This window comes from Luteibacter sp. SVR4-7G, assembly GCF_056755555.1.
In genome coordinates this window covers 98,621-119,097 of the sequence record NZ_JBPGXO010000003.1, presented here as the reverse complement: position 1 = coordinate 119,097, position 20,477 = coordinate 98,621, and the positions used below count along the sequence as shown (strand labels likewise).

Annotated in this window: 17 protein-coding genes; 8 read left to right on the top strand and 9 right to left on the bottom strand. The window is 66.6% G+C overall.

The genetic code is table 11. The annotated features are described in order from the left end of the window. The first annotated feature begins 104 nt into the window (after window positions 1-104). Complete coding sequence (gene ftsZ, locus ACR9ZH_RS02205; protein WP_481289129.1) at window positions 105-1,286, top strand: cell division protein FtsZ; 1,182 nt, start codon at window positions 105-107, stop codon at window positions 1,284-1,286. Between the two features lie 324 nt (window positions 1,287-1,610). Continuing rightward, entirely contained in the window at window positions 1,611-2,522 is a 912-nt protein-coding gene (gene lpxC / locus ACR9ZH_RS02200; RefSeq protein WP_306850862.1) for a UDP-3-O-acyl-N-acetylglucosamine deacetylase, read from the top strand. 224 nt (window positions 2,523-2,746) lie between these two features. Here lpxC and ACR9ZH_RS02195 read toward each other — a convergent pair whose 3' ends face one another. After that, complete coding sequence (locus ACR9ZH_RS02195; RefSeq protein WP_481289128.1) at window positions 2,747-3,205, bottom strand: DciA family protein; 459 nt, start codon at window positions 3,203-3,205, stop codon at window positions 2,747-2,749. Between the two features lie 31 nt (window positions 3,206-3,236). Here ACR9ZH_RS02195 and ACR9ZH_RS02190 point away from each other — a divergent pair, with 31 nt between their 5' ends. After that, a complete protein-coding gene (locus ACR9ZH_RS02190; RefSeq protein WP_481289127.1) occupies window positions 3,237-4,169 on the top strand; it encodes a M23 family metallopeptidase in 933 nt (310 codons plus the stop codon). A 156-nt stretch (window positions 4,170-4,325) separates the two neighbouring features. Then, complete coding sequence (gene secA, locus ACR9ZH_RS02185) at window positions 4,326-7,040, top strand: preprotein translocase subunit SecA (protein WP_481289126.1); 2,715 nt, start codon at window positions 4,326-4,328, stop codon at window positions 7,038-7,040. 231 nt (window positions 7,041-7,271) lie between these two features. On the opposite strand, the gene ACR9ZH_RS02180 is transcribed toward secA, so the two are convergent. From ACR9ZH_RS02180 to ACR9ZH_RS02150, 7 genes are all read right to left on the bottom strand, one after another. After that, the gene (locus ACR9ZH_RS02180; RefSeq protein WP_481289125.1) at window positions 7,272-8,123 is read right to left on the bottom strand and encodes a symmetrical bis(5'-nucleosyl)-tetraphosphatase; all 852 of its coding nucleotides are present in this window, start codon (window positions 8,121-8,123) and stop codon (window positions 7,272-7,274) included. A 72-nt stretch (window positions 8,124-8,195) separates the two neighbouring features. Continuing rightward, on the bottom strand, window positions 8,196-8,579 hold the full coding sequence (gene apaG / locus ACR9ZH_RS02175; RefSeq protein ID WP_481289124.1) for a Co2+/Mg2+ efflux protein ApaG: 384 nt from the start codon (window positions 8,577-8,579) through the stop codon (window positions 8,196-8,198). A gap of 53 nt (window positions 8,580-8,632) precedes the next feature. Next, entirely contained in the window at window positions 8,633-9,412 is a 780-nt protein-coding gene (gene rsmA / locus ACR9ZH_RS02170; protein WP_481289123.1) for a 16S rRNA (adenine(1518)-N(6)/adenine(1519)-N(6))-dimethyltransferase RsmA, read from the bottom strand. Further along, window positions 9,409-10,404, bottom strand: coding sequence for a 4-hydroxythreonine-4-phosphate dehydrogenase PdxA (gene pdxA, locus ACR9ZH_RS02165; RefSeq protein WP_481289122.1), 996 nt, complete (start codon window positions 10,402-10,404; stop codon window positions 9,409-9,411). The genes rsmA and pdxA overlap by 4 nt, the downstream gene beginning before the upstream one ends. Window positions 10,405-10,410: 6 nt before the next feature. Beyond that, window positions 10,411-11,781 carry a peptidylprolyl isomerase gene (locus ACR9ZH_RS02160; protein ID WP_481289121.1) on the bottom strand — a complete coding sequence of 457 codons (1,371 nt, stop codon included), beginning with the start codon at window positions 11,779-11,781 and terminating at the stop codon, window positions 10,411-10,413. Between the two features lie 29 nt (window positions 11,782-11,810). Beyond that, window positions 11,811-14,333, bottom strand: coding sequence for an LPS-assembly protein LptD (locus ACR9ZH_RS02155; RefSeq protein WP_481289120.1), 2,523 nt, complete (start codon window positions 14,331-14,333; stop codon window positions 11,811-11,813). Window positions 14,334-14,467: 134 nt separating this feature from the next. Further along, window positions 14,468-15,028, bottom strand: coding sequence for a cob(I)yrinic acid a,c-diamide adenosyltransferase (locus ACR9ZH_RS02150; protein WP_481289119.1), 561 nt, complete (start codon window positions 15,026-15,028; stop codon window positions 14,468-14,470). A 36-nt stretch (window positions 15,029-15,064) separates the two neighbouring features. On the opposite strand from ACR9ZH_RS02150, the gene ubiH reads away from it, so the two are divergent. The 3 genes from ubiH (at window position 15,065) to ACR9ZH_RS02135 (ending at window position 18,403) form a co-directional block, all read left to right on the top strand. After that, complete coding sequence (gene ubiH, locus ACR9ZH_RS02145; protein WP_481289118.1) at window positions 15,065-16,273, top strand: 2-octaprenyl-6-methoxyphenyl hydroxylase; 1,209 nt, start codon at window positions 15,065-15,067, stop codon at window positions 16,271-16,273. Continuing rightward, a complete protein-coding gene (locus ACR9ZH_RS02140) occupies window positions 16,270-17,454 on the top strand; it encodes an FAD-dependent oxidoreductase (protein WP_481289117.1) in 1,185 nt (394 codons plus the stop codon). Before ubiH ends, ACR9ZH_RS02140 begins: the two co-directional genes overlap by 4 nt. Before the next feature lie 154 nt (window positions 17,455-17,608). Continuing rightward, on the top strand, window positions 17,609-18,403 hold the full coding sequence (locus ACR9ZH_RS02135) for a dienelactone hydrolase family protein (RefSeq protein ID WP_481289116.1): 795 nt from the start codon (window positions 17,609-17,611) through the stop codon (window positions 18,401-18,403). 231 nt (window positions 18,404-18,634) lie between these two features. On the opposite strand, the gene ACR9ZH_RS02130 is transcribed toward ACR9ZH_RS02135, so the two are convergent. Then, window positions 18,635-19,633 (bottom strand): polyprenyl synthetase family protein, encoded by a 999-nt coding sequence (locus ACR9ZH_RS02130; protein ID WP_481289115.1) that lies wholly within the window; start codon window positions 19,631-19,633, stop codon window positions 18,635-18,637. A gap of 265 nt (window positions 19,634-19,898) precedes the next feature. On the opposite strand from ACR9ZH_RS02130, the gene ACR9ZH_RS02125 reads away from it, so the two are divergent. After that, entirely contained in the window at window positions 19,899-20,453 is a 555-nt protein-coding gene (locus tag ACR9ZH_RS02125; protein ID WP_481289114.1) for a fimbrial protein, read from the top strand. Window positions 20,454-20,477 lie beyond the last annotated feature (24 nt).

The following is a 20,477-nucleotide window of genomic DNA, read 5'->3' as shown; positions in this document are numbered from 1 at the left end:
GGAATGGGGGCGCCGGGGCAAGAGGAAGGCCCGCAACCCGCGACCGACAGGAGTCGGTCGCGGGACATAAACCAATAAAACAAAAGTTCTGCGGAGGACGGGAAATGTTCGAACTGATCGAAAAACTGGCACCGAATGCGGTCATCAAGGTCATCGGCGTGGGTGGCGGCGGCGGTAACGCCGTGGCACACATGGTCAATGCCAACATCGAAGGCGTCGAGTTCGTCGTCGCCAACACCGACGCGCAGGCCATGAAGAGCTGCGCCTCGCGTACGCACCTCCAGCTCGGCGGCAACGTCACCAAGGGGCTGGGCGCCGGCGCGAATCCGGAAGTGGGCCGCCAGGCCGCGCTGGAAGACCGCGAGCGCATCGAGGAAATGCTCGAAGGCGCGGACATGGTCTTCATCACCGCCGGCATGGGCGGCGGCACGGGTACGGGCGCCGCACCGGTGGTGGCCCAGCTGGCCAAGGAGAAGGGCATCCTCACCGTCGCGGTGGTGACGAAGCCGTTCCCGTTCGAGGGCCGCCGCCGCATGCAGGTAGCGCTCAAGGGCATCGAGGACCTGTCCCAGCACGTGGATTCGCTGATCACCGTGCCGAACGAGAAGCTGCTCTCGGTGCTCGGCCGCGAAGTGACGCTGCTGAACGCCTTCAAGGCCGCCAACGACGTGCTCCAGGGCGCGGTCCAGGGCATCGCCGACCTGATCACGGCCCCGGGCCTGATCAACGTCGACTTTGCCGACGTCCGCACAGTCATGAGCGAGATGGGCATGGCGATGATGGGCTCGGGTACCGCCCGCGGCGACGATCGCGCCCAGGCCGCCGCCGAAGCGGCGATCAACAACCCGCTGCTCGAGGACGTGAACCTGTCCGGCGCCTGCGGCATCCTGGTGAACGTCACCGCCGGGCCGAACCTCACCATGCGCGAATTCGACGAGATCGGCCGGGTGATCCACGACTTCGCCTCGGAGGATGCGACCGTGGTGATCGGCACCTCGCTCGACCCGGAAATGCAGGACGACGTCCGCGTCACCGTGGTGGCCACCGGCCTCAACCGTGGCATGTCGGCCAAGCAGCCGGCCCGCGCGCCGGTGCAGCAGCATGTGGAAATGCGCCAGCGTCCGCGTCCGGTCGTGCTGCGCACGGGCACGGGCAATGAAGTGGTCGACTATGCGACGGACGTCGCGCCGTCCGTCCGCTCCGAGCCGGCCCAGCCGCAGAAGAATGCCGAGCCGGCGATCGATTACCTGGACATCCCGGCGTTCCTGCGCCGCCAGGCCGACTGAGCGGCACTCACGCAAGCCACGTTAAGGAAAACGTGAGGACGCTCCGGCACGAAGCCGGGGCCGTCCGGGGCTCCCCGCCGCCGTCCCGTCCGGGCGGCGGGGCGCTTCCGCGTCGCTGCGGAAAGCTTCAAGGGATATCAGATACTTGCAAGTGCTTGATAGGGCGAGGAATCATCCGGAAGCCGTTGAGAATGGCTCTCGGCTATTGCTGAAGGAATGGTGAAGCCGGGTGCTAGACTGTACCGTCCGGTTTGTTTATTCCGAGGTTAAGACTGTGTTAGCATGTCGAACACTCAAGGCTGCTGCCACAAGGTTTCGCCCAACATGATCAAGCAGCGCACGCTCAAGAACATCATTCGCGCCACGGGCGTCGGTCTCCATACCGGCGACAAGGTGTACATGACTCTTCGTCCTGCGGCGCCGAATACGGGCATCGTATTCCGCCGTACCGATCTGAATCCGCCGGTCGAGTTGCACTCGCGTCCGGAGAACGTCGGCGACACGCGTCTGTCCACCACGCTGATCAATGGCGACGTCCGCGTGTCCACCGTCGAGCATCTGCTCTCGGCCATGGCCGGTCTCGGCATCGACAATGCCTACGTCGACCTGTCGGCGCCGGAAGTGCCGATCATGGACGGCAGCGCGGGCCCCTTCGTGTTCCTGATCCAGTCCGCGGGCATCGAGGAACAGGACGCAGCCAAGCGCTTCATCCGCATCAAGAAGCCCGTTATCGTCCAGGACGGCGACAAGTGGGCCAAGCTCGAGCCGTTCGACGGTTTCAAGGTGGGTTTCTCGGTCGAGTTCGACCACCCGCTGTTCAACAAGCGCAACTCGCAGGCCGAGATGGATTTCTCGACCACGTCGTTCGTCAAGGAAGTCAGCCGCGCCCGTACGTTCGGTTTCATGCGCGACATCGAAATGCTTCGCGAGCGTAACCTCACGCTCGGCGGTTCGATGGACAACGCCGTGGTGCTCGACGACTACCGCGTGCTGAACGAAGACGGCCTCCGTTACGACAACGAGTTCGTCAAGCACAAGATCCTCGACGCCATCGGCGACATCTACATGCTGGGCCACAGCCTGATCGGCGCGTATTCCGCGCATAAATCCGGCCACGAGCTCAACAACAAGCTGCTCCGCAGCCTGATGGCCGACGTCACCGCGTGGGAAGAGGTCAGCTTCAAGGACCCGGCGAAGGCGCCCATCTCCTACGCCCATCCCGCCCAGGCCGTCTAAGCGCCCCAGGCAGCACGAAACGGAAGAGGCCGCGCATGTCGCGGCCTTTTTGCGTTCCCCATTCCCCATCCCCACCCACTGCGCCGCCAGCGTGAATCCGGTCACGCTGGGTGAAATTTACGTGCATTTTCGGTGCTCGCCGGCTTCATGCGTGCTATAAAGTTCGCCACCTCAATCGGTCCGTGGGTGCTTACGGACTGTTCGGGACGGACGTAACCATAGGATTAATCTGAATTTTCGGCCTGGGAGGCCAAATAAAGGAACAGATCCCGCAATGTGGGGTCGGAGAGTGACGCGGCGGCGCCTCGCAGGTGGCGGGCGGCCGAGGCGGAAAGCGGTTTGTGCCGGTCGGGGATGACTTCCTCGGGTGGCAGGGGGGCCACTTTCACGGCAACCGAGTGGGCTTTCGCGCCGATGGCGCGGGCGGCCTCGAGGATCTGCGCCTGGTACAGGCGCACCCGCGAGGCCCAGGCCGACGAGGGCGCAAGGAAGACGAGCCTGCCGTCGCGCAGGTCCGCGAAGCGGATCTGGTCGCACAACGGCGAAGGCAGCGTCGCGCGCAGCTGGCGGTCCAGGCGGTCGAGTTCGCGGGCCCGTTGGGCCAGCGACGCGACGGGCCCGACTTCCCCGACGGACTTCAGTCCGTTGGTGGAACGGCGGGACGGGCTGGACGGTGGTGGCATGGGCCGGCTTTAACTATTCGATGTGGAACGCATGCAGATCATACTCGTGTCTCGTGGCCAGAAAGGGCCGAAAACGCTCGACCTGACGTGCCGGCGCCTGCGCTGCAAAGTCATGGTGATCGGCCTCGCCGGCTTCCTCGGTATCGCCGGCATCGGTGCAGGTGTCGCCCTCGCGGTGGCAGGGCCCAAGGCCGGTGCCCTCGGCGACATCGGCCATCTCAAGCAGGAGGTAGGCGACCAGGACGCCCGCGTCGCCGAGATCAAGCGCGATGCCCAGCGCGACCTCGACGCCCTGGCCGTGAAGCTTGGCCAGCTGCAGGCCCAGTCCGTGCGTCTCAATGCACTCGGAGAGCGGCTGACCCAGGTCGGCAAGCTCGACGACGGCGAATTCGACTTCGACGAGGAGCCCGGCCAGGGCGGACCTGAAGTCACCAGCGATGTGCCCGCCTACACGATGCCGGCGTCACTCAGCGAGAGCATCGACCGGCTCTCCGGACAATTCGACAGCCAGCAGGCCCAACTCGAGGCCCTGCGCGACATGCTGATGGACCGCAGCATCGAGTCCAGCCTCCGCCCCACGGGCATGCCCGTGAACGGCTATATCTCCTCGTATTTCGGTGGCCGTCCAGACCCTTTCAGCGGCCACGCCGCCCGTCACACAGGTATCGATATCGCCGCCCCCAAGGGTACGCCGGTGACCGCCGTGGCCGAGGGCATGGTCACCTTCGCGGGTCAGCGTTCCGGCTATGGCAATGTCGTCGAAATCGACCATGGCAACGGATACATGACCCGCTACGCCCATAACAGCACCGTCGTCGTGCAGCCCGGGCAGCGTGTCCGCGTCGGCGACACCATCGCCAAGGCGGGGTCCACCGGCCGTTCCACGGGCTCCCATGTGCATTTCGAGGTCTGGTACCGCGATCGCGTGGTGAACCCCCTGGCGTACGTCCGCAGCCACCGCTGAGCGGAGGGACGCTGGCCAACGGGCACGTCCCTTGAATCGGACCGGCGGCGCCGCCACCCCGAGGAAAGCCTGGGGCGCCCGTAGTATGATCGTCCCTTCGTGCCGGCCGGCTCCGCGCCTTCCGGCAACCTTTTTCGTTTCAGATCCGGATGATCGATGTTCAATCGTGCCCTGACGAGTATTTTCGGCAGCCGTAACGAGCGTGTGTTGCGCGACCTGTCCAAGACGGTGAAGCGCATCAATGCCCTCGAGCCGGAATTCGAAAAACTTTCCGACGACGCCTTGCGCGGCAAGACCGACGAGTTCCGCCAGCGCCTCGCCGCGGGGGAGACACTCGACAAGCTGCTGCCCGAAGCCTTCGCGGTCACCCGCGAAGCGGCGAAGCGCGTCCTCGGCATGCGTCATTACGACGTGCAGCTGATCGGCGGCATGGTGCTGCACTCCGGCCGTATCGCCGAAATGCGCACGGGCGAGGGCAAGACCCTGGTCGGCACGCTCCCGGTCTACCTGAACGCCCTGGAAGGCAAGGGCGTGCACGTCGTCACGGTCAACGATTACCTGGCACGGCGCGACTCCGCGCAGATGGGCAAGCTGTACAACTTCCTCGGCCTCACGGTCGGCGTGGTGTACCCGGGCATGGACCATGCCGACAAGCGCGGCGCCTACCAGTCGGATATCACCTACGGCACGAACAACGAATTCGGTTTCGACTACCTGCGCGACAACATGGCGCTCAGCAAGGAGCAGCGCAATCAGCGCGGCCTGCATTACGCCATCGTCGACGAGGTCGACTCCATCCTGATCGACGAGGCGCGCACACCGCTGATCATCTCCGGCCCGGCCGAGGATTCCCCGCAGCTGTACATCGCGGTGAACAAGGTGGTGCCGCACCTAACCCGCCAGGAAAAGGAAGACGGCCCCGGCGACTACTTCGTCGACGAGAAGCAGAAGCAGGTGCACATGTCCGAAGAGGGCATGGAGCACGCCGAGCAGCTGCTGCGCGACGCGGGCGTCATCGATCCGGATAGCGGCCTGTACGATTCCAAGAACCTCGCCGTCGTGCATCACCTGAACGCGGCGCTGCGCGCGAACGCCATCTACCAGCGCGACGTCGACTACATCGTGCGCGACGGCGAAGTCATCATCGTGGACGAGTTCACCGGCCGTACCCTGGCCGGCCGCCGCTGGTCGGACGGCCTGCACCAGGCGGTCGAGGCGAAGGAAGGCGTGCCCATCCAGCGCGAGAACCAGACCCTCGCCACGATCACGTTCCAGAACCTGTTCCGCATGTACAAGAAGCTGGCCGGCATGACCGGCACGGCCGATACGGAAGCCTACGAGTTCCAGACCGTGTACGGCCTGGAAGTGGTCGTCATCCCGACGCACAAGCCGATGATCCGCGTGGACAACCCGGATTCGGTCTTCCTCGGCCCGGAGGCCAAGTACAAGGCTGTGATCGCCGACATCCGCGCATGCCACGAACGCGGGCAGCCGGTGCTGGTGGGTACCGCCTCCATCGACGTGTCGGAGCTGGTCTCGGGCCTGCTGCGCAAGGAAGGCATCCCGCACGAAGTGCTCAACGCGAAGCAGCACGAGCGCGAAGCCCACATCGTCGCCCAGGCCGGTGCGCCGGGCGCGGTGACCATCGCCACCAACATGGCCGGCCGCGGTACCGACATCGTGCTCGGTGGCAGCCTCGAGGCTGCCCTCGCGGCGCTGCCGGAAGGCGCGTCGGAGGCCGAGCGCCAGAAGGTGCGCGACGACTGGAAGAAGCGCCACGAGCAGGTGCTCGCCGCCGGCGGCCTGCACATCATCGGTACCGAGCGCCACGAGTCCCGCCGCATCGACAACCAGCTGCGCGGCCGTTCCGGCCGCCAGGGCGACCCGGGTTCCTCGCGCTTCTACCTATCGCTGCAGGACAACCTCATGCGCATCTTCGGCGGCGAACGCATCGGCCGCTGGATGCAGATGTTCGGCATGAAGGAAGACGAGGCGCTGGAAGACCGCCTCATCACGCGCCAGATCGAGAAGGTGCAGCGCAAGGTCGAACAGCACAACTTCGACATCCGCAAGAACCTGCTGGAATTCGACGACGTTGCCAACGACCAGCGCAAGGTGATCTATGCGCAGCGCGACGAATTGCTCGAGATCGACGACATCTCGGACATGATCGGCGACATCCGCCAGGACGTCGTGACCGCGCTCGTGCGCAAATACGTGCCGGCCGACAGCATCGACGACCAGTGGGACATCGCCGGCCTCGATCGCGAACTCGCCAGCGAGCTGAACCTCCGCCTCGACGTGGCGCACTGGCTCGAGGGACAGCAGGACGCGGATGCCGACAGCATCCTGGAGCACGTTCGCGAAGCGGTCGATGCGCTGTTCGCCGAGAAGGAAGCCCAGATCGGTGCCGAGACGATGCGCTCGCTCGAGAAGCACGTGATGCTCTCGGTGGTCGACAACGCCTGGAAGGAGCACCTCGCCAGCATGGACTACCTGCGCCAGGGCATCTACCTGCGCGGCTACGCGCAGAAGCAGCCCAAGCAGGAGTTCAAGCGCGAGTCGTTCGAACTGTTCGCCGAGATGCTCGACCGGATCAAGGGCGAAGTGGTCCAGATGCTCGCCCGCATCCGCATTCGCAGCGAGGAAGAAGTCGCCGCGATGGAAGCGGAGCAGCAGCGCATGGCCGAAGCACAGCGCCTGCAGTTCCAGCACGCCGATGCGCAGGCGCTGGGCCAGGACCGCGGCGGCGTAGACACCGCGCAGGCGGTGGCGCCGATGTTGAGCGAAGGGCCGAAGGTGGGACGCAACGATCCCTGCCCCTGCGGGTCCGGCAAGAAGTACAAGCACTGCCACGGCCAGCTGAGCTGAAACGAAAAGACGCGCCGAGAGGCGGGTTTCTTTTTACCTGCGAAAACGGATGTTCCGTTGTAGGAGCGCGCCTCGCGCGCGACAGCTTTTCGCGCCAGTCCCCAAGCTGGCGCGCCAGCTCCAAGTCACGGCCTCAAAAGCTGTCGCGCGCAAGCACGCTCCTACGCCGCGCAACCGCATTCATACAGAGCGCAAGCGCGTTCATATGGCGCGCGAGGCACGTTTATGCAGTCAGTCGCCGCCGCCTTTGGGCTTCTGGCGGTAGGGCTCTGCCTCGACGGTGACGTAGACCGGTTCCGGCGAGTCCAGGCGCAGGGCGGTGAGCTGCCCGCCCCAGACGCAGCCGGTATCGATGGCGTATACGCCGAGGCCGGCGAAACGGCCCAGCGCCGACCAGTGGCCGCAGACGATCTTCGTCTCGCGGCGGCGCATGCCCGGTACTTCGAACCACGGATACAGGCCCGGCTTCTGCGTGCCGGGCACGCCCTTGCCTTCGAAGTCGATCCGGCCGTTGACGTCGCAGTAGCGCATGCGCGTCAGCGTGTTGATCGTGGCGCGGTGCCGTTCCACGCCTTGCAGGCGGTTGTTCCAGCCGGGCGGACGGTTGCCGAAGAGGTTCTTCAGCAAGCGCTGGTGCCGGGGGCCGCCGAGTTCGCGTTCCACTTCCAGCGCGGCACGCTGGGCCTGGCGCAGGGTCCAGATGGGGGCCAGGCCCGCGTGGACCATCGTCCAGCCCAGTGCCTCGTCGTGGTGCAGCAGCTTCTGCATGCGCAGCCACTCGAGCAGCACGGGGGCGTCGTCGGCGAACAACACTTCGCGAAGTTCGGGGTTCACCCGGGCCTGCGCATCCTCGCGCCGCTGACCGATGGCCAGCAGCGAGAGGTCATGGTTGCCGAGCGTGATGACCGCCTGGTCGCGCAACGAGTGGATGAGCCGCAAGGTGGCGAGGGACTCGCCGCCACGGTTCACCAGGTCGCCGCAGAACCAGAGCTTGTCGGCGGCCGGGTCGAACCGGAGTTTGTCCAGCAGGCGCTGGAGTTCGGGGTAGCAACCTTGAACGTCGCCGATCGCGTAGACGGCCATCAGTCCGGTCGCTCCAGAATCAGGGTTCCCTCGTGGCCGTTCCCGGCGTGCGCGCAGTCCATGGTTCCGATCCTAGTGGAGCGTGCGGGGTATCGATAGCACGAATGTGGGAATGGGCGCATCGAAGTGCGTGCCATCGTCGGCCACCATGCGGTAGCTGCCTTCCATCGTGCCGACGGCCGTCTCGAGCACGGCCCCGGACGTGTACTCGAACGAATCGCCCGGACGCATCCACGGCTGTTCGCCGACGACGCCGTCGCCGCGCACTTCCTCGACCTTGCCATTCGCATCCGTGATGACCCAGTGGCGCGTGAGCAACTGCGCGCCAGTGTCTCCGGCATTGCGCAGCGTGATCGTGTAGGCGAACACGTAGCGGTTATCCGTCGGCTGCGATTGGTCGGGAACGAAGCGGGTTTCGACCTCCACGTCGATCGTGTAGGGGGATTTCGAATTCATGCTGGGATTGTCGGGGACGGGGAGGGGGTGGGCAAGTGTGCCCTAAAACACGCTCACATCATGTTTGCGAGCTTCACGAAGTCCCCGGGCGCCAGGGTCTCCGCACGCGCGCGGGGATCGATGCCCGCTTGGCGTATGGCGGCCTCGTCGACCATGCCCTTCAACGTGTTCGAAAGGGTCTTGCGGCGCATGGCGAAGGCCGCCTTCACGACGGCGTGAATTTTGGCCGGATCGCCTGCGGGAAGGTGCTCCGGGGGCAGCGGAACCAGCCGCACGACGGCAGAGTCCACCTTCGGGGGCGGACGGAAGGCCCCCGGCGGCACGGTGAACAGCGGCGTGACCCGGCACGCCAGCTGGAGCATCACGCTGAGACGCCCGTACACCTTGCTTCCCGGCTCTGCGGCCATGCGGTCCACCACTTCCTTCTGCAGCATGAAGTGCATGTCCTGGATGGCGGCCGCATGCTCCACGCAATGGAACAGGATGGGACTGGAGATGTAATAGGGCAGGTTGCCGGCGATGCGCAGCCGTTCGGCGCCGAGTTCCCGCGCCAGCGCGCTGAAGTCGACCTTGAGCACGTCCGAATGAACGATGCGCAGTTCCCCGATCGGCGCGGCGCGCTCCTGCAGGCCGGGGATGAGGTCGGTATCCAGCTCGATCGCCGTCATTTTCTTCGCCACGGCAAGCAGCGGCATCGTCAGTGCGCCTTCGCCCGGGCCGATCTCGACCACCGTATCGCCGTCCTTCGGCGCGATCGAGGAAACGATACGCTCGATGTAGCGCTTCTCGTGCAGGAAGTGCTGGCCGAAGCTTTTCTTGGGGCGTGCGTTCATGACGGGTGGCGGTGCCTCACGAAGTCGATGGCCAGGCGCGCGGCCGCGAACAGGCTGGCGGGATTGGCCTTGCCCGTGCCGGCGAGGTCCAGCGCGGTACCGTGGTCCACCGAGGTCCGGATGAAGGGAAGGCCGAGGGTGACGTTGACCGTGCTGTCGAAGGCTTCGCTCTTCAGTACCGGAAGCGCCTGGTCGTGGTACATCGCCAATACGGCGTCGTAGCGCCCGCGCATGGCGGGTACGAACGCGGTGTCGGCCGGGAGCGGACCGAGCAGGTCCATGCCCTCGGCGCGCAACCGCTCCAGCAAGGGAATGATGGTGTCGATTTCCTCGCGGCCCAGGTGTCCGCCTTCGCCGGCATGCGGATTGAGTCCGAGCACGGCGATACGCGGGCGGGCGAGGCCGAACAGCGACGCGAGGGCACTCGCGACGATCCGCAGCGTGCCTTCGAGCCGTGCCGGCGTCACCGCGGCCGGTACGGCCGAGAGCGGCAGATGGGTAGTGGCCAGCGTAACGCGCAGGTCGGGGCTGGCGAGCATCATCACCACCTCCGCCGAGGTCCGCTCGGCGAAGAATTCCGTGTGGCCGCTGAAGGGAATGCCGGCTTCGTTGATGCTGGATTTCTGCACCGGGCCGGTGACGAGCGCGTCGAAGTCGCCGCTGACACAGCCATCGGCGGCCGTGGCGAGCATCTCCAGCACATGCCGGGCATTGCGCGGGTCAGGCTGGCCCGGTGTCTCGGTGGCGCCGAGGGGCAGGTGGCGGACGCGGAGACGGCCGGCCGGGCGCGCCGTGGTCCGTTTGCCGTCGTCGTCGACGAGGTCGAGTTCGATGCCGCAGACGCGCGCGGCACGCAGCAACAGGTTGCGATCGGTGACGGCGACGAGGTCGGCGGCGATGTCGCTGGCCGCGAGGCGGACGATGAGCTCGGGTCCCACCCCGGCAGGCTCACCGGCGGTAACGGCGAGCCGTGGCAGGGTGGTCGCGTCCATCGGGGATTACGGAGTGGCCGAAGCCTGCTTGTCGTCCGGATCCTTCAGTTCCGGCACGCGGATATCCACGAACGAGGTCGAACGCAGTTCGCGCAGGTAGTTCTCGTAGGCTTCGTCGGCCTTGCGGTTACCGATGGCCTGGCGGGCCTGGTCGCGCTGGAGCTGGTCGGTCAGGTCGCTCTGGCGCGAGCCGAGGCGCTGCAGCACGATCCAGCCGGCGTCGGTCTGAATGGGGTGCGACACCTCGTTGTCCTTCAGCTGTTCGATCTGCGTGGCGATCGCCTGGCCCCATGCGTCCTTCGCGAACCAGCCCATGTCGCCGCCGTTGTTCGCCGTGGTCGTGTCCTTGGACTCGTCCTTGGCCAGCTTGGCGAAGTCTTCCTTCTTGTCGACGATGCGGGTGTACAGGTCCTGGGCCTTCTTCTCGGCCTGCTCCGGAGTGACGATCTCGGAGGGTTTGATCAGGATCTGGCGGGCGTGGTATTCGGTGACGATCTGCCGGCCCGGCTGGCGGGTCTCCACGAGCTTCAGGATGTGGAAGCCGGTGGGACCGCGCAGGGCGGGCGTGGTTTCGCCGGCCTTGAGCGAGGACACCGCGTCGGCGAACGCCGGCGGGACCTCATCGAGGCGGCGCCAGCCGAGGTCGCCGCCGTCGAGCGCGTCGGGCGCGTCGGAATAACGGATGGCCGCGGCGTTGAAGTCCATGCCGCCCTGGATGGCCTTGATGGCTTCCTCGGCCTTGGCCTGTGCCTGCGCGATGTCGTTGGGGCCGCCGCCGGACGGGGTGCTGACCTGGATGTGCGCGAGGTGGACCTCGCCCGCCTTGTAGGTGGGACTGGCGAGCAGGTTGTTCACTTCCGCGTCGGTGACCGTCACCTGGTCGCGGACCACGCTCTCATGCAGCTTCTGCGCGATGATCTGGTCCGACAGCTGCTGGCGGAAGGCCGCATAGCTGAAGCCGTCCTGTTCCACGGCAGCGCGCAGCTGGTCGAGGCTCATCTTGTTCTGCTGGGCCACGTTGCCGGCCGCCTGGTCCACGTCCTGGTCGGACACGCGGATGCCCTGGTCGTTCGCGCGCTGGACCTGCAGGCGCATCAGGATGAGGCGGTCGAGCACCTGGCGGGCCAGGACGTCCTTGGGCGGCAGCTGGCCGGGGTTGGATGCGTACTGGCGGACGATGGTGTTGATGGCCTCGTCCAGCTCGCTCTGCAGGATGACGTCCTCCTCCACGACCGCCACGATGCGGTCGAGCGAGCCGTTACCCACGCTCATGCTGCCCGGCGAGGGCTGGGCCGAGGGGATCAGCTGGGCCTGGGCGGGAGGCACGGCCACCAGGAGCGAGGCGGCCAGCAGGGAGTAGGCGAGGATCTGCTTCATCGAGTAAGGAGCCCGGGGCGCGCGCCCCATTATTGATAGCCAAGGATAGCACGGCGCAGGTAGGCGCCCGATTGCGGGTTGAGCGAGCCCAAGCCCTTGAATTCAACCTCGAACATGACCGCGTTGTCGGTCTTCCGCAGGTAGTCGTGTACGTAGTGCCGGCCGAGTACGCGGAAGGCGACGCAGCAGCTGTCGTACTCCACGCCGGCAGCGGCCTCCAGTGTCCGGTGCGAGAACGTGAACGCGCTGAAGGTGAGGCCGTTGTAGGTGACCGGGAGGACGTCGCGCCGGGCGAAGACCCACCGCGCCAGCGCCCGCCAGCGTTCCGAGACGGGAAAGACCACGGACGTGTCGAATTGTTCCATCACGTTGCGGCGGTAGCGGTACGAGAAATTGAAGATGCCGTCGCCCTGGATCCGGCGCTGGACCTGCACGGTGGCCAGGTCGGTTTCCCGTCCCTGGAAGTACACCTGGGCCTGGTCGTTCAGGAAAGGGCTTTGCCGCTTGTTCGGGTTCCACTGGTAGGAACTGTTCAGGCGCCACTTGTCGTTGAGCTGGATGCCCAGCTGGGCGACGTAGTTCGACTTCGTGAAGTCGGTCGGCGCCACGCCCGGCATCTGCACCTTCTGGTCGCTGAAGTACTTGATCTGGCCGATGCTGGCGGAAAGGCGCTCCACGCCGCTGTCGTCCAGCAGGCGGGTGGTGAGGGCCGCGGTGAGGTTGTTCGCGTCCATCTGGCGGTCGGCGCCGGAGAACCGGTTGGTCGTGAACAGCTGCCAGAAATCGAACGACATCTCGTTGGTGTCGAAGGTCGGAAGGTCGTTCTGGTTCCGGTAAGGCACGTACAGGTAGTACAGGCGCGGCTCGAGGGTCTGCGTGTAGTTGTTCCCGAACAGATTCGTGGAACGGTCGAAGATCAGTCCGGCGTCGAGGCTGCCGATCGGCACCGACCGCGACGGGCTCTGCTTCGTGTAGTTGAAATGCTGGTAGTCCGAATCCAGGCGGTAGTCGGTGTAGCGGTACTCGATGCGCGGACGGACGAACCAGGAGGCGCCCGAGAATTCGGCCGCGAGGTACGGCGCGAGGTCCAGGCGGTTGCCGTCGACCTGGCCGGGGAACGTCCCGGACACGGGGGCACGATCGACCTTGCGGAAGGCCACCGCTTCGCTGTCGATGCCGACGTCGAGCCAGTCGGTCCACGGCGCCTCGAGATTGAAGGTGGCACGCGGCCAGCGGCGGTAAGGCACCACGTAGTTCGGCAGGCCCGCATCGACGTTCTGGTAGTCGTCCGCGCCCAGGGCGGCACTCCAGTACTTGCCTCCCTTCGTGACGTAGGCGCTCGACGAGAGGATGCCGATGGCGGACTGGTAGAGGTCGTTGCTGAAGTCGCGGAAATACTGGTTGTCGGACGCGCGGTTGATGTTGGCCGCGAAGCTGAAGCCGTCGCCGAGCGCCGTGGAGTTCGTGATGTGCACGAAGTAGCGCTGCTTCGAGCCATCGCGGTCGCTGGTTCCGCTCTCGTCGTCGTCAGGTCCCTTGTCGCGGGCCATGTACTGGACGTCGAACGTGCCGTTGGAACGCGGGAGCAGGTAACGGAATTCCGCGCCCAGCATGAAGCCGCGGTCGCTGTAATAGCCCGGCGTGATCGTCGCGTCGTAGTTCGGCGCGAGGTTCAGGTAGTACGGCAGGTTGAGGAACATGCCCGAGCGGCTGTTCGATCCGAAGGTCGGATAAAGGAAGCCGCTCTTGCGCCGGTCGTCCAGCGGAAAGGTGAAGTACGGCAGGTACATGAACGGCACGCCCTTGAAGCGCATGGTCGCGCTGCGCGCTTCGCCGACGCCCGTTTCCTTGTTGAGGTTCATCGTCTTCGCGCGGAACTCCCACATGCGGCTGCCGACGTCGCAGGTGGAATAGGTCGCGAGGGTGAAGCGCCCGTGCTGCGGGTCCGTCACCTTCGCATGGTCGGCGACGCCATTGCCGCGCGATTGCAGGAGCTGGTAACGGACGTTGTACGCATCGCCCTGGTTCGGCGTAGTGGTACCGGTGATGCGGTCGGCGGAGACCAGCATGCCGGCTTCCTGGTACTTCACGTTGCCCTTGGCGTCGTAAGCTGTGGAGTCGGAGTTGTAAGTGACGTCCTGCGCCCTCAAGACCTGGTCCGCGCGTTCCAGCCGGACGCCGCCGGTCATGTGGTACACGTTCGGCTCGGGGCTCTCCACCTTGACGCCCGCGGTGTTGCCGTCGTCGAGACCCGAATGGATGTCGGTGACCGCGGTCTCGCGGAGCGAGGTGTCCTTGGTGATCGACGGCTCGTAGAAATCGAGCATCGCGTTCGGCCGGCACTGGGCGTAGCTGACCGGACGGGGCGGGCAGATGAACGAACCGAGCGGGCAGGTTTCCGCGGCTACCGGCGCGGCGGGCGCGACGGCCCGGGTCTCGCCCTGGGTGGGCGCACTTTGCGCCTGGGCCGCGAAAGCCTGGCCCGACACAATGAAGGCGACGGCGGTCGCCAGCAGGCGGCGTTTAGGCAGGATGCTGATGCGTGTCGTCACGGGCTCGGTCTTATCCGGTCGAAAGGCCGCCAACTTAGCAGAATCGCCAACCCCACCGCACGATGGCACGTCGCCCATGAGCATGATTCCTTGGAAGCCCCGGCGAGCTTACACCGGAGGGGCAGCGGTATGGCTCAGCCGCGCGGGCGGCGTTCGTGCTGCCAGAGCACCTCGCCGTGGCCGCTGCGCCGCGCGATCACGCGGGCCAGCACGAAGAGCAAGTCTGAAAGGCGGTTCAGGTAGCGCTGGGCCTCGGGCCGGACTTCTTCGGTCCGCCCGAGGGCGACCACTTCCCGCTCGGCACGCCGGCAGATCGTGCGGGCGAGGTGGCAGGTCGCTGCCGCCATGCCGCCGCCTGGAAGGATGAAGTCCTTCAGCGGCGGGAGATCGGCGTTGAAACCGTCCAATACCCCCTCGAGGCGGTCGATGTCCTTCGCCTGGATCATCGCCATGCCCGGAATGCACAACTCGCCGCCCAGGTCGAACAGCTCGTGCTGGATCTGCGCCAGCGCCTCGCGGATGTCCTCGCCCAGCCCGGGATCGGCGATGACCATGCCGATGGCGCTGTTCAGCTCGTCCACGGTGCCGTAGGCGGCGACCCGAAGCGAATCCTTGCCGGTACGGCTGCCGTCACCCAGGCCCGTGCTGCCGTCGTCGCCCGTGCGCGTATAGATCTTGGAAAGTCGGTTACCCATCCCGGGATTCTAACGGGAGGCAGGTATCATTCGCGCATGAGCCAGTCCGAACCCATCCTCATCGTCGGCGGTGGCCTGGTCGGCGCCAGCCTCGCCATCGCGCTCGACGCCGCCGGCCTCCCCGCTGTACTGGTCGAGGCCGCCGCGCCACGTGTCGACGAACAACCCAGCTACGACGAGCGCAACCTCGCCCTTGCCCGTGCGACCGTGAACGGGCTGGACGCCATTGGCGTCTGGGATTTCGCCCGGCAGCGGGCGACGCCGATCCTGCACATCCATACCAGCCGCGCAGGCGATTTCGGCAGCGTGCGGATGGACGCGGCCAGCGAAGGCGTCGATGCGCTGGGCTGGACGTTGCCGGCCCGGGAGCTCGGTGCGACACTGCTGCGGCGGCTGGAGAACTGCCGGCACCTCGTCCGCATGGCGCCCGCTCGCGTGGAGCACATCGAACCGGCAGCCAACGGTTGGACGGTGACGGTGGCGAGCGGCAACGAGCGTCGCCAGCTCACGACGCCTCTTCTGGTCGGCGCCGACGGCACGGCCTCGGGCGTGCGTACGCAGCTTGGCATCGGCACCCGCGAACACGATTACGCGCAGGCCTTGTTCGTCACCACGATGGTGCCTGAGCGCGATCCGCGGGGACGCGCCTTCGAGCGCTTCACCGACGAAGGTCCGGTGGCCGTGCTGCCGCTTGCCGAGCGGCGTGTCGGCGCGATCCTCACGGTAGACGCGGCACGGGCTGCGGAGGTGGCCGCCATGGACGATGCCGCGTATCTCGCACTCGTGCAGGAACGCTTCGGCTGGCGCCTCGGCCGTCTGAGCCGGCCGGGCAAGCGGGTGCCTTACCCGATCCGCCGCGTCGCAGCGGAATCGCTGACGGCCTCGCGGGCAGTGCTCGTCGGCAATGCGGCACAAACCGTCCACCCGATCGGTGCGCAGGGCTTCAACCTGGGCCTGCGCGACGCGCTCACCCTGGCCGAACTGGCGACCGCCGCCACCGATCCGGGCGATCCCGCCGTGCTCGCGGAATACGTCCGCCGCCGCATGCCGGATCGCGAAGGTACGATGGCCATGAGCCACGGCCTCGTGCGCCTGGCCTGCATGGACCAGCCCCTGCTCGGCCCGTTGCGCTCGCTGGCCATGCTGGCGCTCGACCGCGTGCCGCCGCTGCGGCATGCCTTCAGCCGTCGCGGCATGGGCTTCCGTCCCAACGCACCCCTGGCCGTCAGGGAGAAAACGCCATGAATCGCCGCGGCAACCTGCTCGACGTGGCGGTGGTCGGTGGCGGCATGGTCGGCGCCGCCGCGGCGCTGGCCCTCGCACGTACCGGATTCTCGGTTGCCCTCGTCGATGCGCGCGAGCCCGCGCCCTGGGCGGTCGCCGCGGAAGTGGACCTGCGGGTCGTCGGTCTCGCTCCGTCGTCGATTGCACTGCTGGATCAGTTGGGCGTCTGGCAGGCCATCCGTTCCGCCCGCGCCTCCGGCTATGACCGGATGGTGGTATGGGACGCCGAAAGCGGCGCCACGATCCGCTTCGACGCCGCCGACGAAGGCCGGGACGTGCTCGGCTACATCGTCGAGAACTCGCTCGTGCAGGCCTCCCTGTGGCATGCGCTCGAAGATGCCGGCGTCCGCCGCATCGTTCCCGCCCAGGTGGTGGCGCTGTCGCAACGCGATGACCGGGCCCAGCTCGAGCTCGCCGACGGCGAGGTGCTGGCCGCCCGCCTGGTCGTCGCTGCCGACGGTGCCGAATCGCCGTTGCGCGAGATGGTGGGCATCGGCACGCATGGGCGCGACTACGCCCAGCGCGCCGTGGTCGCCCATGTCGAAACGGCGCGACCGCATGAACGTACGGCCTGGCAGCGCTTCCTTCCGACCGGTCCGTTAGCCATGTTGCCGCTGGCCGATGGGCGCAGTTCGATCGTATGGTCGCTGCCCGATGCGGAGGCGCAACGCATCCTCGCGCTCGACGACGACGGTTTTCGCGAAGCGCTCGGCGTCGCCAGCGATTTCCGGCTCGGCCCCATTGGGGCGGCGACTCGCCGTGCCGCCTTCCCGCTGCGACTGAAGCTCGCCGACCGTTATGAGGCCGACCGGCTCGTGCTCCTGGGCGATGCCGCGCATGCCGTCCACCCGCTGGCCGGGCAGGGCGTGAACCTGGGTCTGCGCGACGTCGCCGAACTGCGCGACACCTTGCGGGACGCACGCGACGCCGGGCGCGACATCACCGCTGCCCACGTCCTGCGCCGCTACGCGCGTCGCCGGCGCAGCGCGGACGGACTCGACGCGTGGTCGTTCGACGCGCTGGCGCGCATCTACGCGTGGCAGGCGGCGCCCCTGGTCGCCGCACGCGCCGCCGGCGTGCGCCTGCTCGATGTCTTCGGACCGTTGAAACGCCGCATCGCCCGCCACGCCGCCGGCCTCTGACCGTAGCGCAGACTTCTGTAGGAGCGCACCTTGTGCGCGCTGAGCTTTTCGCGTGAGGGCAACAGGGCCTGGAGCTCCTGGGCGACAAGCTGTCGCGCACAAGGTGCGCTCCTACGCATAATGCGGGTCAAACCCCTCCGCCGGAGTCACGCCGATGCGCCGTTCGCTGCTCGTCCTGTCCTTGCTGTTTTTCGCTCACGTGGGTGCCGCCGCGGCGGCGATGGTCGCCAAGCCGGTGCAGTGGACCGATAACGGAGTGACCTACAAGAGCTTCCTGGTCTACGACGACGCGGTCACGGCCAAGAGGCCCGGCCTGGTCATGGTGCCGAACTGGTTCGGCGTGAACGACATGGCAGTAGCCAAGGCGAAGGAAATTGCCGGCAAGGATTACGTCATCCTGCTGACCGACATGTATGGAGGCGACAAGCGTCCGGCGAACGAAGGCGAGGCAGGCGCCGCGGTGAAGCCGCTGTACGCCGATCGCAAGCTCATGCGCCAGCGCGTATCGCGTGCCTTCGCCGAACTGAAGGCGCAGGCGAAGAGCGCGCCGATCGACATGACGAAGCTGGGCGCCATCGGCTTCTGCTTCGGCGGCTCCGCGGTGCTCGACCTGGCGCGCGAGGGCGCGGACCTGGCGGCCGTGGTCACCTTCCACGGCATCCTCTCCACGGACGAGAAGCTTCCCTCGAACATTCATGCCAGCGTACTGGCCCTCAGTGGCGCCGACGACCAGGGCGTGCCGATGGAACAGCGCGCCGCGTTCGAGGCGGAGATGCGCGCCGCGAAGGCAGACTGGGCCCTGGAGACGTTCGGCGGCGCGGTGCATTGCTTCACCGAGAAAGAAGCGACCGCGCCCACCGGGAACTGCCGCTACGACGCGAAGGTCGCGCATCGCGCCTATGCCGCGATGCACGCGTGGCTGGCCGAAGCTTTCGCGAAGCGGCAGTAGGAGCGCGCAACGCGCGCGACATCTTTTGAGGCCGTGCCTTGAAGCTGGCGCGCCAGCCGGCGGACTGGCGCGAAAGTCTGTCGCGCGCAAGCACGCTCCTACAACGCGATCTGCGAATCGACCCTTTCCGCTGTAGGAGCGCGCCCCGCGCGCGACATCTTTGGAGGCCATGAGCAACAGGCCCTGCTGCTCGCGAAAAGCCCGGCGCGCGCAAAGTGCGCTACTGCACCCTCAGAAGCGGCGTTCGACCGAGTAGTCGGCGAGCGCCGCGAGGGCGTCGCGGAAGGTCGACGGCGCGAGTTCCGCCAGGGCTTCGCGTGCGGCCGTGGCATGGGCCACGGCTTTTTCGTGAGTGCGCTCCAGCGCACCGGAGTCGCGGATGGCGGCAACGATGCGGTCGAGCGAATCGAGTCCGCCGTGCTCGATCGCGTGGCGGAGGGACTTCAACTGCTCCGCGTCCGCCGCCTGCATGGCATAGATCAGCGGCAGGGTCGGCTTGCCTTCGGCGAGGTCGTCGCCGATGTTCTTGCCCAGGGTTTCCGCGTCCGAAACGTAGTCGAGCAGATCGTCCGCGATCTGGAAGGCGTAGCCGAGTTCCATGCCATAGCGGCGCAGCGCGGCGACCTGCGCATCGGGCAGGCCGCCCAGCACGCCGCCGAGTTCGGTGGCGGCGGCGAACAGCACGGCGGTCTTGCGCTCGATCACGGCGAGGTAGGCTTGTTCGTCGACATCGGCATTACCGATGTTCAGCAACTGCAACACTTCGCCTTCGGCGATCGTGTTGGTGGTATCGGCGAGGATGCGCATGATCCGCATGTCGTCCAGTTCCACCATCAGCTGGAACGAACGCGAATAGAGGAAATCGCCGACCAGCACGCTGGCCGCATTGCCCCAGAGGGCGTTCGCCGTCTTGCGCCCGCGGCGCATGTCCGACTCGTCCACCACGTCGTCGTGCAGCAGGGTCGAGGTGTGGATGAATTCGATGATCGCAGCGAGCTTGGCGTGTTCCTTGCCGTCATAACCCGCTGCCCGTGCGGCAAGCACGTGGAGCATCGGCCGCAGCCGCTTGCCGCCACCCGCGATGATGTGGTCGGCGATGCGATTGATGAGCACCACGTCCGACGAGAGACGGTGCCGGATGAGCGCATCGACCTCCTTCATATCGTCTGCCGCCAGCACGCGGACGCCGGCGAAATCGAGGGGGGTGGAGCGGGCTGCGATGGAGGACATGGACCGGGTCGCGTTCGACGTATTCAGTGAACATTATACGGGCTGGGCAGGCCATATCGACGTGTATAGCGCGCTCGCCGACTGGCTGGGCGCTTACAGGACAGGTTGGCACGAGTCGCCCCATGGACGCGGCGGCCCCCGCGAAAGTGCCTGTACCCACTCGATTTTTCAGATTTTACTGATGTAAGAAGTGCCGTGGCTGTGTCCAGACTGGCTGCGCACGCCACTCGTCGGCGTGCGTATCCCGCCAACCAAGGAAGCCGCCATGCACAAGAGATTCATCGCAGCGAGCCTGTTCGTTTCCGCTGTTGCCGCCGCGCCGGCCGCCCCCGCCGCGAACGACGGCAGCATCGACATCACCGGAAGGATCACCTCCACCACCTGCAATGTGGAAGGCCAGCAGCCCGGCACCGGAGGGGTCAAGAAGAACGTCGCCCTCGACACCATCAGTTCGGGTGCGCTTGCCCAGGTCGGCCAGACCCACGGCGATCGTGGATTCCTGATCCAGGTCGGCGGCAACGCCGAATGCGAGAACGATACGAAGGTGAAGGTTCGCTTCGACCCGGCCAGCCCGTCGCTCGACCGGCTTACCGGCCGCCTGAACGTCGACCAGGGTGCCGCGGCGGCGACCGGCGTGCAGATCCAGATAGCCAATGACGACGGCGTGCCGATCAACCTCTTCACGGAGGATTCCAAGGTGGTGGTCGTGGCCGGCAACAAGGCGGAGATCGGCCTCATCGCGCGCTATTACCGATCCGGCAACACAGTCACGCCGGGGGCGGCGAACGCGCGGGTCGGGTTCCAGGTCGTCTACGAATAAACCCGCAGGGATGCGCCGGCCGGG

What these genes read in the sequence shown, in the direction of transcription:
- ftsZ (WP_481289129.1), top strand. Translation starts at nt 105, where the DNA reads ATGTTCGAACTGATCGAAAAACTGGCACCGAATGCGGTCATCAAGGTC.
- lpxC (WP_306850862.1), top strand. Translation starts at nt 1,611, where the DNA reads ATGATCAAGCAGCGCACGCTCAAGAACATCATTCGCGCCACGGGCGTC.
- ACR9ZH_RS02195 (WP_481289128.1), bottom strand. Translation starts at nt 3,205, where the DNA reads ATGCCACCACCGTCCAGCCCGTCCCGCCGTTCCACCAACGGACTGAAG.
- ACR9ZH_RS02190 (WP_481289127.1), top strand. Translation starts at nt 3,237, where the DNA reads ATGCAGATCATACTCGTGTCTCGTGGCCAGAAAGGGCCGAAAACGCTC.
- secA (WP_481289126.1), top strand. Translation starts at nt 4,326, where the DNA reads ATGTTCAATCGTGCCCTGACGAGTATTTTCGGCAGCCGTAACGAGCGT.
- ACR9ZH_RS02180 (WP_481289125.1), bottom strand. Translation starts at nt 8,123, where the DNA reads ATGGCCGTCTACGCGATCGGCGACGTTCAAGGTTGCTACCCCGAACTC.
- apaG (WP_481289124.1), bottom strand. Translation starts at nt 8,579, where the DNA reads ATGAATTCGAAATCCCCCTACACGATCGACGTGGAGGTCGAAACCCGC.
- rsmA (WP_481289123.1), bottom strand. Translation starts at nt 9,412, where the DNA reads ATGAACGCACGCCCCAAGAAAAGCTTCGGCCAGCACTTCCTGCACGAG.
- pdxA (WP_481289122.1), bottom strand. Translation starts at nt 10,404, where the DNA reads ATGGACGCGACCACCCTGCCACGGCTCGCCGTTACCGCCGGTGAGCCT.
- ACR9ZH_RS02160 (WP_481289121.1), bottom strand. Translation starts at nt 11,781, where the DNA reads ATGAAGCAGATCCTCGCCTACTCCCTGCTGGCCGCCTCGCTCCTGGTG.
- ACR9ZH_RS02150 (WP_481289119.1), bottom strand. Translation starts at nt 15,028, where the DNA reads ATGGGTAACCGACTTTCCAAGATCTATACGCGCACGGGCGACGACGGC.
- ubiH (WP_481289118.1), top strand. Translation starts at nt 15,065, where the DNA reads ATGAGCCAGTCCGAACCCATCCTCATCGTCGGCGGTGGCCTGGTCGGC.
- ACR9ZH_RS02140 (WP_481289117.1), top strand. Translation starts at nt 16,270, where the DNA reads ATGAATCGCCGCGGCAACCTGCTCGACGTGGCGGTGGTCGGTGGCGGC.
- ACR9ZH_RS02135 (WP_481289116.1), top strand. Translation starts at nt 17,609, where the DNA reads ATGCGCCGTTCGCTGCTCGTCCTGTCCTTGCTGTTTTTCGCTCACGTG.
- ACR9ZH_RS02130 (WP_481289115.1), bottom strand. Translation starts at nt 19,633, where the DNA reads ATGTCCTCCATCGCAGCCCGCTCCACCCCCCTCGATTTCGCCGGCGTC.
- ACR9ZH_RS02125 (WP_481289114.1), top strand. Translation starts at nt 19,899, where the DNA reads ATGCACAAGAGATTCATCGCAGCGAGCCTGTTCGTTTCCGCTGTTGCC.